The following is a 16,430-nucleotide window of genomic DNA, read 5'->3' as shown; positions in this document are numbered from 1 at the left end:
TTAAATATTGGAGAGTTTAGATGGATAATCAAAGAGGAAATAAAGAACTTCACGAAATTAATCAATACAATGATAATGCATTTCCTGTTGGAATGTATATTGTAAATAGAAATCAAATTATTCCAAGGGGAAGAGGATTTTTTGATCTTCACTGGCACGAAGAGCTTCAATTTACATTGGTAACTCAGGGAAAGGTGGAAATGCAAGTTAATGGTGTTAATTACGTTTTAGAAAGTGGTCAGGCGATTTTTATTAATAGAAATTTACTACATATAACTACAGATTTAACTGAGAATGGAATGTATGTTAGCTTTAATTTTCCAGAAAAAATATTGGGATTTTTTGCTGGTAGTAGAATGGAACAAGACAATGTACGTCCATATACTAATAATTATGCTTTACCTGCAACTGTATTAGCTTCTAATGTGAATTGGCAAAATCAAATTCTTGTGATTTTATGGGAGCTTCAAGAGTTAATGCTTAGTGAAAAAAAGAAAATGTGGGAGTACTTAATATCTTTAAAACTTGTTAATATATGGTACATATTAATTGATAATTCTGGTAATAAGCTACAATCTCATACGAAAAATTATATTATGAAAAAAGAAAGAATATATACAATGCTTTCATATATTCATGAGAACTATACAAAAGATATTCATCTAGCAGATATAGCTGGTATAGCAAACGTTAGTGAAGGAGAGTGTTGTAGATGCTTTAATAATATGATTCATGAAAGCCCCCTACAATATTTACTTAGTTATAGGATAGCTAGAAGTATGGAACTTTTAAGTAATACACAAGCATCAATAACAGAAATAGCATTTCAAGTGGGATTTAATGATACTAGTCATTTTATACAATGTTTTAAAAAAAGAAATAATATGACGCCAAATAAATATAGAAAAATAGGAAAATAAAGAATCGGAAATTTCTTAAGAAATATCCGATTCTTTTTTTAGTTACATAAAATTACAGGTTATCAAAATAAAAGATGTTAAGAATCTTATATTTTTAGATTGATATTTAATAGTTTGAGGAAAAGGATATTGGTAAACTATTTATAAATAATGAAAAGGGGGGGCACCAATGGAGCCAAAATATTTAGAACGTATTAAGTTTATGAAAGATAGAGTTGTTAATACAAAACCTGAGATGGATTTGGAGAATGCAAGAATTTTAACATCTAGTTTTAGGGAGACAGAAGGAGAACCACTTTGCATTCAAAAAGCAAAAGCATTTAGAAAGCAATGCATGGAAAAAACAGTGAAAATATGGGATAAAGAATTAATTGTAGGGTGCTCAGGGAGTAAAATGCGAGGAGGTATTCTTTGCGCAGATACTTGTTGGTCTATCTTAGATGAGGAACTAGAGACTATTAATAATAGAAGATATGATCCTTTTTATTTACGTTCAGAGGATAAAGAAATATTTTTAAATGAAATAAAACCTTTTTGGAAGGGAAGATCTACTTACGAAGCTTGGCTAAAGCAAATACCAAAAGATTGTAAAGAGTTAAGGGATGTTGGCCAGGTTTATATTAATCGAAAGGCAGTTAGAGGATTTGGAGAAGTTACAGCCGGATATACCCAGGTAATTGAAGAAGGAATAGAAGGAATTACTAAAACGATAAAAGAAAAAAGAGAAGTTTTAGATTTAACAGTTCCAGGTAACATTGAAAAGGATAACTATCTACAAGCTTTACTAATTTCTGCTGAAGGAATTTGTATTCTTGCAGATAGATATGCTCTTGAGGCAAAGAGACTAGCTGAAATAGAAGATGATGAGGATAGAAAAAGAGAACTTTTAGATATTTCAAGTGCATGTTACCATGTACCAAGATATCCTGCAAGATCTTTTAGAGAAGCTTTACAATCTTTGTATATTTATCAGATTTGTATTTTTATGGAACAAAATGCGGCAAGTTACAATCCTGGACGTATGGATCAATACTTATATCAATATTACAAAGCTGACATGGAAAAAGGTGTGATTACAGAAGAAGAAGCACAAGAATTATTAGATTGTCTTTGGGTAAAGTTTTCTGAGCCATGCTTATTCCAAGATGCTGTTACAGCTGAATTTGCGGCAGGATATCCAATGTTTCAAAATGTGTGTGTTGGAGGAGTAGATATCTGTGGTAGAGATGCGGTAAATGATTTATCTTATTTAATTTTACAAGCAACTATGGATGTACAGTTATATCAACCATCTTTATCTGTGAGATATAGTCTTGCAAAAAATCCAAATAAGTTTTTACGCCAAATTGTAGAACTTATTGGTCTTGGGACAGGATTTCCTGCATTCCATAATGATGATATAGGAACACGAATGCTTATGAATAAGGGAATTCCACTTAGAGAAGCCTTTGACTGGAATCCGTGTGGGTGTGTTGAAACAAATTTAGAGGGAAGACTTAAACATTATACTGCTCTTGCAGACATTAATCTTGGTGGTATTATTGAATTTGTTATGACAAATGGTATAAATAGAAAAAGTGGAAAGTTTGTATCTGTGCAGACTGGAGAAGTTAATAACTTTAAGAGTTATGAAGAATTCGAAGAAGCTGTTAAAGAACAACTTAGATATGTAATCCGAGCAGTTGTAAAGGGAAGTCATGTAATTGACGATGTTTGTATGGATAGAGTTGTTCCAGCACTTTCTTTAACTTTTAAGGAATGTGTTGACAAAGGTATGGATTATGCTTGGGGTGGAGCTAAGTATAATACAGGAAATGGAATTATTCTTATTGGAATTGCAGATTTTGTAAACAGTATGGCTGCTATTAAGAATTTAGTATATGATAATAAATCAGTAAAAATAGAAGAATTAATAAATGCCTTAGATAGTGATTTTAAAGGTTATGAAGAGATAAAAGCGATTTGTGACAATGCACCAAAGTATGGAAATGATGATAAAACCGTAGATGATATAGCAGCAGAAATGTTTACATTTATGGCAGATGAAATTGAAATATATAAGAGTAAGTTTGGAACTATGACTCCAGGAATTTTACCTGTATCAGGCAATACACCTTTTGGGCTAGAAGTAGGAGCATTACCTTCAGGAAGAAATGCATGGAAACCATTGGCTGATGGAGTAAGCCCAAATGGAGGCACAGACTTTAATGGACCAGGAGCTGTTTTAAAATCAGTTGCCAATTTACCTCATGATCGTTTTGTTCAAGGAACCTTATTAAATATGAAAATAGAACCAGAGATGCTTAATAGTGAAAATGGAATACAGCAGATGATGGCACTACTTAAGAGTATGTGTAGCCTTGGGATTTTCCATGTTCAATTTAATGTAATTGATAGAGAAACACTAATTAAAGCACAGGAGAATCCAGAAGAGTATAGAGGTTTACTAATTCGTGTTGCTGGTTATACTGCATACTTTACTGAGCTTGGAAAGGATGTGCAAGATGAAATTATTGGAAGAACAGAGCAAAAAAACTTCTATGAGTGTAGCTGTGGTTAAAAAAGGAATAGTACTTAGAATTGAGAGAGCCTCTATTCATGATGGAGAAGGATTAAGAACAGTAGTATTTTTGAAGGGATGTCCACTTAGATGTAAATGGTGCTCAACTCCTGAATCACAGGAAAAAAAGATTGAGTATGGATATGGAAAGGATATGACAGTTTATGAAGTAGTATCCGAAGTATGTAAAGATGAGGTATTCTTCTTTCACTCTGGAGGAGGATTGACTATTAGTGGAGGAGAAGTCCTTCTTCAAGCAGACTTTGCAAAAGAAATATTAATGGAATGTCAAAAACATGGCATTAATACTGCAATTGAAACTAGCTTTTTTTCTCAATATAGTGAAATAGAAAAACTTCTTCCATATTTGAACGATATTTATGTTGACTTCAAACTTGCAGACGAAAAAAGTCATATTTTTTATACAGGAGTTTCCAACTCTAAGATTAAGGAGAATTTACTACGATTAAATAAGAATTTTAATGGAGGAATTCATATAAGAATACCTGTAATCCCAACAGTCAATTTTAATAAAAAAGATATGGAAGAAATAGCTATTTTTTTAGGAAAGTTAGAAAATATTGTGGAAGTAGAGCTATTGCCTTATCATACATTGGGTATTGATACTTATAAAAAGCTGGGAAAAGAGTATGAATTAAAAAATATTAAGGCTCTAGAAGAGTCAAAGCTCAAGAGTACTGCAGAAATATTCAAAAAAACTATTGTAAATAATGCAGTTAAAATAAAAGGTAAACATATGGATGAAATTTAGTTAGATGAAACTAAATAATAAAACTTTATAAAATACAAAATTAGAGAATAAGGGAGAAGACAAAATGAAGTTAGGATTTATAGGATGTGGAAACATGTCTACTGCAATGATAAGTGGGATTATAAAGAATAATATTTTTAAAGGAGAAGAAATTATTGCTTCTGACTTATTTGCTGCAGGTCGTGAAAAATTAAAGGAAACTTTTAATATATCTGCTACATGTAGCAATAGAGAGGTAGTTGAAAAATCTGAAGTTATAGTATTAGCAGTAAAACCTCAATTTTATGCAGATGTTATTAATGATATAAAGGATATTATAAGGGAAAATCAAATTGTAATAACAATTGCACCAGGTAAAACTATTCAATGGATAGAAGAAGAATTTGATAAGAAAATAAAAATTGTCCGCACAATGCCAAATACACCAGCTATGGTTCTAGAGGGTATGACTGCTGTATGCTGTAATAATCAGGTTTCAAAAGATGAACTAGACTACACTTGTAATATACTAAGTGGTTTTAGCAAAGTTGAGGTTGTTAGTGAGAATTTAATGGATGTAGTTACTTCCGTTAGTGGAAGTTCACCAGCATACGTATTTATGCTTATAGAAGCTATGGCAGATGCAGCAGTAGCGGATGGAATGCCAAGAAGTCAAGCATATAAATTTGCAGCACAAGCTGTATATGGAAGTGCTAAAATGGTACTAGAACTTGAGAAGCATCCTGGGGAATTAAAGGACATGGTTTGTTCTCCTGGAGGTACTACAATAGAAGCTGTAAGAGTATTAGAAAATAAGGGTATGAGAAGCGCTATTATGGAAGCGATGAAAGCTTGTACTTATAAGTCAAAAAATATGTAATTGAATCTTTTAGATCTTTAATAAATTATTAAGGCTTGGAGAGTATCTTCAAGTCTTTTTTGTTTTAGATGTAAAAAATATATGGAGTATATTATCATTATAAATATAGTAGATAATAAATCATTGCTTGTGTCACTTTGCTATCATGTACTAAACTGGAGTATTAGAAAATATTATATAGCTTTTATCATTAATGAGTATTGTAATGCATAGAATTTAGAAAAAGTATTTTAAGGGGGCATTATGATAAACGATCAAAGATATGCTATTTTGTCACTTGAGTTACATTTGTTTTTTTCAAGAATAATGAAAGAACATTCACTTTTTTTAGAGGCTGGATTCACGCCTAAAGACTCAGAGCTTGCTAAAAGAGCAGAACATTATAAAAATGAATTTGAAAAATTATTATTGTATACAGTTAGTGCTAGTAATGGAATAATAAGACCTATTGTTTTAGACTCAGGAGAAATTATAACTGATTTCACATCAGGAACAGAAGCAAAGACTCAGGCACTGACAGGTATAGAGATAAATCAAAATATAACTAATATGGAATCGAAACTACACAGTGGACAAAATCCTAATGTTAGCTCTAATTTAGTAAACTATGTAAATCAACTTAATACGAATGCAAAAATGCTTCTTAGCGGACTTATTAAGTTTAAAAAGACAATATTAGATGGTGTTTTATCGTGCAATTTATTTACTGTTAATTACCCGTTACTTATTGAACATATAATTCGTGAAGCTGAGTTATATTATTCATTAATAGATGATCTTCAAAATAGAGTTGATATTGATTCTAAAGATACTAGAGAAACTGAATTATTCTGGGATCAAATTATGATGGAACATTCACTTTTTATAAGGGGATTACTTGACCCTTCAGAAGATAACTTAATTGAAACTGCAGATGAATTTGCAGATACATTTAAGGATTTAATTAAAGAGGCTCAGAATATGACAAATATGACAATAAACAGTGTTACAAATCAAACTTTAAATCAAACTGTTCAACTTAAGAATTTTAAACAAGCAGGTACAGAAGGTATTGCTAGCTGTAAAATTAAATCTATAATACTACCGCTTCTTGCAGATCATGTACTAAGAGAAGCAAATCATTATATTAGATTACTAGAAACTTATAAAGAAATGTAATTGATGTATGTGAAATAAGTAACCGTATCACAAGTAAGCGATACGGTTATTTTTATGTTATCTTTATGAAGTCCTTTTAACTCATTGGGGTTTCGTACAAACTTATTGTAAAAAGAGATATGATTGTACCATAAAGATAGATAAAAATTATAAAAAATCTATCTTTCTTATTTTGTTTCTTAAGGAAAATTAACTTGAAACATGAATGATGTTAATATATTATTTACTAGATGACTATTTTAAGGGAGGAATGTATGAGGTTAGATGTAAGGGAGATAAGAAAAAGTTTTTCAGAAAATGAAGTACTGCACGGAATATCATTTTCAGTTGAAAGTGGGAAGGCACTTGGGTTATTAGGAAGAAACGGAGCAGGAAAAACGACAACAATTCGTATATTAATGGATGTTTTTAAAGCTAACTCAGGTGAAATATTAATAGATGGAAAGAAATTCGAACCAAGAAACTATCAAATTGGATATTTGCCAGAAGAAAGAGGTTTATATCCTAAAAAGAAAGTTACAGAGCAGATAATTTATTTAGCGCAGCTAAGAGGCATGACAGCAAAAAATGCAAAAGAAAGTACAAAGATATGGCTTAAAAAGTTAGGCATAGAAGAATATGCAAATAGAACACTAGATAGTTTGTCAAAAGGGAATCAGCAAAAGGTACAATTAGCGCAAACTTTAGTTTGTGATCCAGAAATAGTTATACTTGATGAACCTTTTAGTGGGCTAGACCCAGTTAATGCACAAATACTTAAAGATACTGTAAGAGAATTAATAAGTCAAAATAAACTAGTTATATTCTCTAGCCATCAAATGAGTTATGTTGAAGAATTTTGTGAAGATATAGTTATAATAAATAAAGGTGAGATTGCTTTAAGTGGAAATCTTAAAGAAATAAAGAAAGAATTTGGTAACAATAGATTAATATTAAGTGCAAGCAACTTAAAATTGAATGATTTAAAATCTATGTGTGAAGATAAGTTTAAGGATTTAGTAACTGTAAATGAAGTTAAAAAGGATTATTTAGTATTAGAGCTACTTAATGATGCAACGAAAAATGAATTTTTAGAAAAAATATTAAAAGAAAATATAGACATAGAGAAGTTTTCCACATATGAACCAGATTTAACAGATATATTTGTAAAGAAAGTAGGTGAGGAATAATGAAACAATTTCTTACTGTATTAAAATTTGAGCTTAGCAATTATTTCAAAAAGAAATCTTTTATAATAAGTACTGTAATAATTGCCTTAGCGATGATAATTGGATTATCTCTACCAAACTTTATAGATATGTCATCCATATTACCAGAAGTAGATAACAATAAAACTAAAGTAGAAGATGCTGCAGAAGAAGATAAAACTGATTTTGCAATATATGATGAAAACAATATTATATCTAATAAAGAAATATTAAATGCTTATTTTCCAAACTCAAATTGGAAAGTGGTAAAAAATCAAGATGAATTGAATAAGTTAGTTGAGAATCAAGATGTAGAAGCAGGTTTTGATATAAACAGCTTAACTGAATATAACTATGTTGTTCAAAATACTAAGTTTGATGATGAAAATAAAATTATATTTGATGAAGTTTTGAAAAGCATATATAGAGAAAAACAAATTACTAGTGAAGGAATGGATTTTAAGAAGGTAGATGGAATATATAATACTCAAATAGTTTCTAATGTTGAAATATTAGGCAAAGATAGTGCTAATAATTATTTCTACGCATACATATTAATTTTCATTATATATATGATGATTATAATGTATGGTCAATTAATTGCTATGGGAATAACTGCAGAAAAGAGTAATAGAGCAATAGAAGTCCTAGTTACTAGTACAAATGCAAATAATTTAATCTTTGGTAAAGTTATTGCAGGTGCAATAGCAAGTATAGCACAAGTTGGAATAATAATGTCATCAACATTTATTGCATATAAGGCAAATAGTGAAGTGTGGAATGGAATGTTAGATAATGTATTTAAAATTCCTTCAGAATTATTAGCCACATTTGCTATATTTGGAATATTAGGTTACTTATTCTATTCATTTATATATGGTGCATTAGGAGCTTTAGTATCAAAGACAGAAGATATAGGAACAAGCGTTGGTCCTATTACAATGATATTTGTTGTAGTATTTTTCATAAGTATATTTGGATTAACTAACGGAGATAGTATAGTATTAAAGGTTTGTTCATATATACCATTTGCATCTCCAATGACCATGATAGTAAGGGTTGCAACAGGTGCTGTTACGTCAGCGGAATTCGTAATATCTGCTCTAATATTAATAGCATCAACGGTATTAGCAGGAATGGGTGGAGCTAAGATATATAGAATGGCTACATTAATGTATGGAAATCCTATAAAATTGAAAAATGCTTTAAAATGGATTAAAAGTGAAAGAGAATAATATTGATTGAATAAAAATGCGAATCATGTTAAAATAAAAACACGGGAATGAAGTTCTCCCAAAGTTTATACTTAAACCGCATTTATGCTGATGACTTCTGTGATTATTTTGTCACGGAAATTATCAGCTTTTTTTATGCAAAAAATAGGAGGTAGAGATGTTAACAAGTTTAGCAATTATTTTTTTACTTGGCTTATTAATGGGAAGTATATTTAATAAGTTAAAATTACCCAGCTTAATGGGAATGATCTTTACAGGGATTTTACTAAGCCCTTATGCATTTAATTTATTGGATGATAAAATATTAAGTATTTCACCAGATCTTAGACAATTGGCTCTTGTAATTATTTTAACCAGAGCAGGCTTATCTCTAGATGTAAAAGATTTGAAAAAAGTAGGTCGTCCTGCTGTATTAATGTGTTTTGTGCCTGCATGTTTTGAAATTTTGGCAGTTGTTTTGATTGCACCAAAATTACTAGGAGTTACAGTATTAGAAGCAGCAATTATGGGAGCTGTGGTTGCAGCCGTATCTCCAGCTATTATTGTTCCTAGAATGATTAATTTAATAGAACAAAAAATAGGAAAAGAAAATAGTATTCCACAATTAATTATGGCTGGTGCATCAGTTGATGATATTTTTGTAATAGTATTATTTACTGCTTTTACAGATTTGGCAAAGGGTGGAGACATGTCTTTATCAAGTTTTGCTCAAATACCAATTTCCATAATAATGGGAATATTAGTTGGTGTACTTATGGGAATTGTATTAATAAAAATATTTAAGAAAGTTCATTTTAGAGATTCTATAAAGGTAATAATAATACTTAGTGTTTCTTTCTTATTGATAGAATTACAAAATAGCTTGGAAAATGTAATTCCTATGTCCGGATTACTGGCAATTATGAGTATGGGAATATTAATTAAAGCAAAATATGAAGTGTTAGCAGAGAGGTTATCAAATAAATACAACAAGTTATGGTTAGCTGCAGAAATAGTATTATTTGTTTTAGTTGGAGCAACTGTAAATGTAAAATATGCAATTACAGCTGGAATACCAGTAGTAATAGTAATATTATTTGCCTTAATGATTAGAATGATTGGAGTTTTTGTTTGTCTAATAAAAACAAAGCTTTCTAAGAAGGAAAGAGTATTCTGCATGATAGCTTACACGCCAAAGGCTACAGTACAAGCAGCTATTGGAGGTATGCCATTAGCTATGGGTCTTGCTTGTGGGAATATAGTTTTAACTGTGGCAGTTCTTGCCATAATTATAACTGCACCATTTGGGGCCATAGGAATAGACAGCACTTATAAAAAACTTCTTTGTAGTGATAATAAAGAAGTGACAGACAAAGTTGCTAATTAAATTTCTTAAATTATAGAAGGATAGTTATTTATTATAAATAACTATCCTATTTTTATATTAGTATAAAATTTCACCTTCTAAAATAGTTTTTGCTTCACCGCCAATTTTTATATCTATAATTTCATCATTATCAATCTTTATTTCCGCAGAAACTTTACCAGGTCTTTCAACAAAATGACCTTGTTCCCCTACTAAAGATGATTGATTTTCATTTATTAATTTATGATGAACAATATAAGATGATACGCTACCATTGCCAGTGCCACATACTGGATCTTCTGCTACGCCACAATATGGAGCAATGGTTCTTACATGATAAGTGCAGTCATCATCAAAAGTTTCCATGGTGAATAGAGAAATACCAATAAAATTATTTTCTTCACTTAATTTATATATTTTATCTAAATTTGGAGTAATATTCTTTAATGTTTCCAAGTTCTTTACACCAAATACAAGCCACCAAAGACCAGTACTGACATTTTCCATTGGATAAGGTAATAAATCATCCCTATTAATATTTAGTGACTGCGCAATCTCATATCTTAAATGATCTAGATTGATAAACTTGGGATTTACTTGAGTCATCATAAAGATTTTTTTATCATCAATATTTCTAATTTCAACGGGTAAAACTCCTGCTTTAGTTTCTTGATAAAATTTATCTTTACTTAAATCCAGTTTATTTTCTTTATATAAAGTATCAAAAGTTGCAATAGTAGCGTGACCACATAAGTCCACTTCAAATTTTGGAGTAAAAAACTGTACTTTAAAATCTGCTTTGTCAGAAGCAGAAACAAAGGCAGTTTCTGAAAGGTTCATTTCTTTTGCAATCTTTTGTTTTATAGAATCGTCCATATTATTGGCATCTGTTACAACACCAGCTGGATTACCTCCAAAAGGAACAGAAGTAAAGGCATCAACTTGCTTAATTTTTATTTTATTCATCTTAAAACCCCCTAAAATATAATCTTAAAAAAATTGTAACATTGATAATTTTTGCAATCAATATTATAATTGTATGCAATACAATAATGTAATAAGGAGTGAGAAAATGCCTGTAAATTCCTTTGAAAATTATCCAATGAGCTGGAAACCAAGTTTGAAGAATATAAAAGGACCTATTACTAAAGGTTTGGCAAAACTTTTAGAAGAAGATATAGAAAATGGAAAATTAAGTCCTGGAACAAAGTTACCACCTCAAAGAGAATTGGCAGATTTTTTAGATATAAATTTAAGTACAGTTACTAGAGCATTTAAATTATGTGAAGAAGAAGGTCTTATTTGTGCAACTATAGGAAGAGGAACTTTTGTATCTTCTGATGTTCATATAAAAGATACAATGATGGAAACATTAAAAAGAGGAAACTTGATAGATATGGGGGTAGCCCATCCTACTATTGAACAAAATGAGTATGTTGTTAAAGTTATACAAGAAATAATGAATAGACCTGATGCATATAAGTTACTTGAATACAAAGAGGTGGATGGTTCATCATATCAAAAAAGAGTTGTATGTAAATTTTTAAATGAAGAATATAAAATACATTGCAATGAAGATGATATACTTTTTGCTGCTGGTGGACAAAATGCCTTGTGTTCTATATTATTATCACTGTTTAATAGTGGAGATAAAATTGGGGTGGATCCATTAATATATGCAGGACTTAAAAATAGTGCCAATATGTGCAAAATTAAATTAATTCCCATTGGAAGAGATGGGGAGGGTATGAGCCCTAAATCCTTAGATAATATTTGTAAAAATGAAAAACTTACAGGTATATATTTAATTAATGATATTCATAATCCTACAGCTGAAACAATGAGTGAAAAAAGAAGAGAAGAAATAGGAATAATATCACAAAAGCATAATTTACTGATTATAGAAGATGGAATTCACAGATTGCTTTTAGATAATCCACCAAAAACTTTATATGAATTAAGTGATAACACTATTTATACAGCAAGTATGTCAAAAATTATTTGTCCAGGCTTGAGAGTTGGAATGATAATTACACCACAAAAATATAAAAAAGAAATTCAGCTTGCTTTATACAATATGAATATTGTAGTGTCAGATTTGCAAATTGAAGCTTTATGCAGTATTATTCATAATGAAATTTATAAATTAATAATAAATGAAAGAAAAGAAGTTATAAAAAATAGAATGAAAATAGCTGAAGATATTTTGAAAAAATCTAATTGTAATTACAATAAGGGTGGTAATTTAATATGGTTGAAACTACCTAATAATTTTAATTCTAGGGATTTTGAAGTACTTTGCAAAGATAAAGGAGTACAAGTATATTGTAGTGAAAGATTTGTTGTGGGAAATAAAGATGAATTATCTTGTATAAGATTATGTATAACAGCACCACATAGTGAAGAAGAACTAAAAAATGGTTTAAATATAATAGTAAATTTAATAAATGGTTATATAAGTAAAGGATGCAAACTTTCTAAGGATTAGTTAACAAAGATTATATATAAGGCGGTTAATTGGAAATTTGTGTCACTATATGTTGATTTATATTATTTTGTGTTATATTATTTATAGTAAATAATAAATTAAATATTAATAAAAATTTAAAAAGACGGGGTGGGATGTATCGTGAAAACGGTTTTAACAAAAAATAATCTAAGTGTTGTATTAAGAAGTCCAAAAGAAAGTGACGCTAAAGAAATAATCGGATTTTATAATATAGTAGGTGGAGAAACTACATACTTATCTTTTGGAGCAGGGGAATACAAAGTAAGTGCCCAGCAACAAGAAAGCGCAATCACATCTGTAAATGAGTCGGATAATAATACTATGATTCTTGCTACAATAGACGATAAAATAATTGCAATAGGTACTATATCTTCTAACCAAAAGAAAAAAGGTAAACATGTAGGTGAATTAGGTATAGTTATCAAAGAAGAGTACTGTAACTTAGGACTTGGAAAAATAATGATGGACGAACTAATAGATTGGTGCAAGTCAAACGGTATAACTACTAGAATAAGCTTATCTGTAAGAAAAGATAATCCAAGAGCCATACAACTATATAAAAATTGTGGATTTGAAGAAGAAGGTATACAAAAAAATGAAACATATATAGATGGAGAATATTTTGATATTGTTCTTATGGGATTAATCTTATAGTAAAGTGATTAAATTATAATTTTGGATAAGAAATAATTGTAAATATATACCTAGATATAATAGGGTGTATCAAAAAAGATACACCCTATTTTTAATTTCTAATTTATTAACTTAAGCAAAATTAATTATTACAAAGTGATTAAATAAAACCTATAACCAATAAGAAATACTACTAAAAGACTAAATGCTTTGCTAATGTTCTTTTCAGTTCTTGAACTAGTTTTTATTGGTAGAATGGAAAAATTAATTCCCACAGGATAAAAAAGCTCTACTCCTTCCTTTGTAATTAAATCTAAACAAATATGAGAGATTACTCCAGCCAAAAGCCCGCTGAAAATGCAAGTAAATACAATATTATCATTACTTGAAACTATAACTATTTCTCCAATAAATGCTATTAGACCTACAAATATTAAACTATGAGTAAAACTTCTATGCCTAAATCTTTTGCCAAAAATTTTATATATTATGGGAAACCTCTTACTAATATATGATCCTCTCATATCTATATCGCTAAGTAATGCTCCGAAATGTGTAAAATAAGCATATATAAATAAGAGAACTATACGATAAGATAAGTTATATCCCAAAAGGAAGGTGTTGTGTATGTAAGGAAGTAATAATAGCCCTACAATATAACCGCCCTTTGAGTGAGTTTCTTTTGTCATAAATCCTCCAGTTGTCATAAATTTCTAATATATTTTATTATAAAGGAAATATATATAAATTTCAAAATATAATTTAACTAGTTTGTATAGATATTAATGGCTAAGATATCTTTAATGAGAAGTTGTCTTGGAGACTATTTAATTTTTATAGTACAAATGTGTGTCAAAATATGTCGTAACTTTATATATTAATCATAGGAGGTGTTTATATGGCGAAAAAATATTTAATTGCCCTTGATGATGGTCATGGAATGGAAACAGCGGGCAAAAGAACGCCACCATTAAAAGAAGATTTATATATTGATGGTAAACTAGTAAGAAAAAAAGGTGAAGTAATTAAGGAAAATGAATTTAATAGAGCTGTAGTAAAATATTTGAAGGAAGCACTAAAAAGATGTGGTTTCGATGTACTTTTAGTTGCTCCAACTGATGTGGATACATCACTGCAAACTAGAGTTAGTCGTGCAAATACAGCTAATGCAGACGCATATGTAAGTAAGCATTATAATTCACTGGGAGAAAAGTGGCAAACTAAGGCTAAAGGTGTGGTAACAATAATTCATTACATTTCACAAGCTAAAACAAAAGTATTAGCAAAAAATGTACAAGAAGAATTATGGAAATTGCATAAAGATCATGATTGCATAAATTATGGAGTAAGAACTGATATAGATATTTCAGGATATAGTCTTTATGTTCTTAGAAATACAAAAATGCCTGCTATTTTAACTGAATCAGGGTTTATGGATAATATAATAGAAGCTAAGTGTATGTTAGACCCAGAATTTCAAAAAAATGATGCAGAGGCAACTTGTAAAGGTATATGTAAAACTTTTGATGTAACTTATGTAAAACCAGACGAAGAATTTGTTTGTACAGAAAAAGACGTAGAAGTTCCTACAGATGTAAAATATGTAAAAGTTATTGTTGATGAGTTAAACGTTAGAAATTGTCCATCATGGGATGATGGCGCAATAGCTGGAACTGTAAAAAAAGGTGAAGTTTTTACAGTAATGAAAAAAGTTAAAGTAGATAATTCTTATATGTATAAGCTAAAATCAGGACTATATATAACTGCCAGCAGCACATATGTAAAAAGTATGACTTCTTTATAGAAAGTTTTAATACAATAATCCTTCCTCATTATAAAAGAGGAGGGATTTTTTTACATTTTATTGAAGTATTAAAGTATAATTATTGTTGGTGGGAAAATATGGGTAAAGAAGTGAGTGAAATATAATAAAAGTCATGCATTGGAGGATGGAAAATGAAGAAAATTATATTTTTTATTTTATGTATAGTAATAAGTACAACAGGATGTAGTAAGAAGTCAGGTATAAAGGAGGAGACTATACAAGAAAATAATATTAAAGTAGATACGTCACGAGTTGAAAGAGATGCAAAAGAGAAAAATGAAGATGATAAGATAAAAAGCATTATTAAAACTTATAAAAATGTTGAGCCAAAAGAGTGGGGTGAAGATTTAAAAGGAGTAGTAAGTCATTTAGATTATAAAAATAAAGAAGTAGCTTTAACTTTAGATGCTTGTGGAGGAAAACACGGAAGCAAATATGACAAAGAATTAATAGACTTTTTAGATAAAGAAAAAATTCCTGCCACATTATTTATAAATTATAGATGGATAGAAGCTAACAAAGATATTTTTATGAATTTATCTAAAAATAATAATTTTGAGATTGAAAATCATGGATATAGTCATAAACCTTTATCAGTAAATAAAAAATCTGTTTATAATATAGAAGGAACATCAAATGTGGAAGATGTTTTAAAGGAAATAAAATTAAATGAAGATGAAATATATAAATTGACAGGTAAAAAACCTAAATACTTTAGATCTGGTACGGCTTTTTACGATGAAGTTGCTATAAAAATTGCAGATGAATTAGGATATAAAATAGCTGGATTTAGCATAAATGGTGACGGTGGAGCAACTTTTTCTAAAGAAGATGTAATAAATGAAGTTAGCAAAACAAAGGCTGGAGATATTATAATTTCTCATTTTAATCAACCAAATGGATATACATACGAAGGATTAAAAGAAGCTCTTATAGCATTGAGAGAAGAAGGCTATAAATTTATAAAACTAGAAGAATAAATACAAATACTAATTACCTACATTTTAATAATCTTAAAAGTTGCAAAATAAATAATTATTTACCTATATTTAGCACATAATAAGAATGAAAAAAATGTAGGAGGTATTATATGAAAAGTACTAGTGTAACTTGTAAAGCTACTAATTGCGTTCATAATAAAAGCTGTGATTGCATGGCAGGGGTAATCACCGTAAAAGGTTTTACTGCCAAAACTGTTCAAGAAACAAATTGTAATACTTTTGTAGAAGAAGGTGCACATGTTCACGATAATTTATCCAGTCTTCATGACAATAAAAAAACTGTGCCAGAAACAATTAGATGTAGTGCAAGTAACTGTGTATATAATGAGAATGGAGACTGTAATGCAGAAGATGTTCAAATAGTGGCAGCAAATGCATCTTGTGGTACATTTGAATGTAGATCATAGAAAATAAAAAGAACTCTGA

General features: G+C 29.5%; 15 protein-coding genes and 1 riboswitch. Of the genes, 13 read left to right on the top strand and 2 right to left on the bottom strand.

The features are described 5' to 3' along the window. The first annotated feature begins 20 nt into the window (after positions 1-20). From K0039_RS00580 to K0039_RS00545, 8 genes are all read left to right on the top strand, one after another. A complete protein-coding gene (locus tag K0039_RS00580) occupies positions 21-920 on the top strand; it encodes an AraC family transcriptional regulator (protein WP_228103119.1) in 900 nt (299 codons plus the stop codon). Between the two features lie 169 nt (positions 921-1,089). Beyond that, positions 1,090-3,480: a glycyl radical protein gene (locus K0039_RS00575; RefSeq protein WP_228103118.1), complete on the top strand. Its 2,391-nt coding sequence runs from the start codon at positions 1,090-1,092 to the stop codon at positions 3,478-3,480. Then, positions 3,425-4,252, top strand: a complete 828-nt coding sequence (locus tag K0039_RS00570; RefSeq protein WP_228103117.1) for a glycyl-radical enzyme activating protein — start codon at positions 3,425-3,427, stop codon at positions 4,250-4,252. The genes K0039_RS00575 and K0039_RS00570 overlap by 56 nt, the downstream gene beginning before the upstream one ends. 64 nt (positions 4,253-4,316) lie before the next feature. Beyond that, positions 4,317-5,111 carry a pyrroline-5-carboxylate reductase gene (gene proC, locus K0039_RS00565; RefSeq protein WP_228103116.1) on the top strand — a complete coding sequence of 265 codons (795 nt, stop codon included), beginning with the start codon at positions 4,317-4,319 and terminating at the stop codon, positions 5,109-5,111. Positions 5,112-5,354: 243 nt separating this feature from the next. After that, positions 5,355-6,269, top strand: coding sequence for a DUF2935 domain-containing protein (locus K0039_RS00560; RefSeq protein WP_228103115.1), 915 nt, complete (start codon positions 5,355-5,357; stop codon positions 6,267-6,269). Between the two features lie 254 nt (positions 6,270-6,523). After that, a complete protein-coding gene (locus K0039_RS00555) occupies positions 6,524-7,438 on the top strand; it encodes an ABC transporter ATP-binding protein (protein WP_228103114.1) in 915 nt (304 codons plus the stop codon). Continuing rightward, a complete protein-coding gene (locus tag K0039_RS00550) occupies positions 7,438-8,691 on the top strand; it encodes an ABC transporter permease (protein ID WP_228103113.1) in 1,254 nt (417 codons plus the stop codon). The genes K0039_RS00555 and K0039_RS00550 overlap by 1 nt, the downstream gene beginning before the upstream one ends. Before the next feature lie 34 nt (positions 8,692-8,725). After that, positions 8,726-8,798, top strand: a riboswitch (Fluoride riboswitch). Positions 8,799-8,848: 50 nt separating this feature from the next. Continuing rightward, positions 8,849-10,057 (top strand): cation:proton antiporter, encoded by a 1,209-nt coding sequence (locus K0039_RS00545; RefSeq protein ID WP_228103112.1) that lies wholly within the window; start codon positions 8,849-8,851, stop codon positions 10,055-10,057. 57 nt (positions 10,058-10,114) lie between these two features. Here K0039_RS00545 and K0039_RS00540 read toward each other — a convergent pair whose 3' ends face one another. Next, positions 10,115-11,002 (bottom strand): PhzF family phenazine biosynthesis protein, encoded by an 888-nt coding sequence (locus tag K0039_RS00540; protein ID WP_228103111.1) that lies wholly within the window; start codon positions 11,000-11,002, stop codon positions 10,115-10,117. A 106-nt stretch (positions 11,003-11,108) separates the two neighbouring features. On the opposite strand from K0039_RS00540, the gene K0039_RS00535 reads away from it, so the two are divergent. Further along, on the top strand, positions 11,109-12,524 hold the full coding sequence (locus tag K0039_RS00535; protein ID WP_228103110.1) for an aminotransferase-like domain-containing protein: 1,416 nt from the start codon (positions 11,109-11,111) through the stop codon (positions 12,522-12,524). Between the two features lie 141 nt (positions 12,525-12,665). Continuing rightward, the gene (locus K0039_RS00530) at positions 12,666-13,199 is read left to right on the top strand and encodes a GNAT family N-acetyltransferase (RefSeq protein ID WP_228103109.1); all 534 of its coding nucleotides are present in this window, start codon (positions 12,666-12,668) and stop codon (positions 13,197-13,199) included. Between the two features lie 128 nt (positions 13,200-13,327). Here K0039_RS00530 and K0039_RS00525 read toward each other — a convergent pair whose 3' ends face one another. Next, a complete protein-coding gene (locus K0039_RS00525; RefSeq protein ID WP_228103108.1) occupies positions 13,328-13,867 on the bottom strand; it encodes a metal-dependent hydrolase in 540 nt (179 codons plus the stop codon). A 209-nt stretch (positions 13,868-14,076) separates the two neighbouring features. On the opposite strand from K0039_RS00525, the gene K0039_RS00520 reads away from it, so the two are divergent. The 3 genes from K0039_RS00520 to K0039_RS00510 all read left to right on the top strand — a co-directional run bounded on the left by K0039_RS00520 (position 14,077) and on the right by K0039_RS00510 (position 16,411). After that, on the top strand, positions 14,077-14,982 hold the full coding sequence (locus K0039_RS00520) for an N-acetylmuramoyl-L-alanine amidase (RefSeq protein WP_228103107.1): 906 nt from the start codon (positions 14,077-14,079) through the stop codon (positions 14,980-14,982). A gap of 152 nt (positions 14,983-15,134) precedes the next feature. Then, positions 15,135-15,983: a polysaccharide deacetylase family protein gene (locus tag K0039_RS00515; protein WP_228103106.1), complete on the top strand. Its 849-nt coding sequence runs from the start codon at positions 15,135-15,137 to the stop codon at positions 15,981-15,983. Positions 15,984-16,093: 110 nt separating this feature from the next. Continuing rightward, positions 16,094-16,411 (top strand): DUF1540 domain-containing protein, encoded by a 318-nt coding sequence (locus tag K0039_RS00510; protein WP_228103105.1) that lies wholly within the window; start codon positions 16,094-16,096, stop codon positions 16,409-16,411. Positions 16,412-16,430: the final 19 nt, after the last annotated feature.

This window comes from Terrisporobacter mayombei, from assembly GCF_020748465.1.
Lineage (GTDB): Bacteria > Bacillota > Clostridia > Peptostreptococcales > Peptostreptococcaceae > Terrisporobacter > Terrisporobacter mayombei.
The sequence above is the reverse complement of the archived record's forward strand: the minus strand, read 5'-3'. Positions and strand labels throughout refer to the sequence as shown.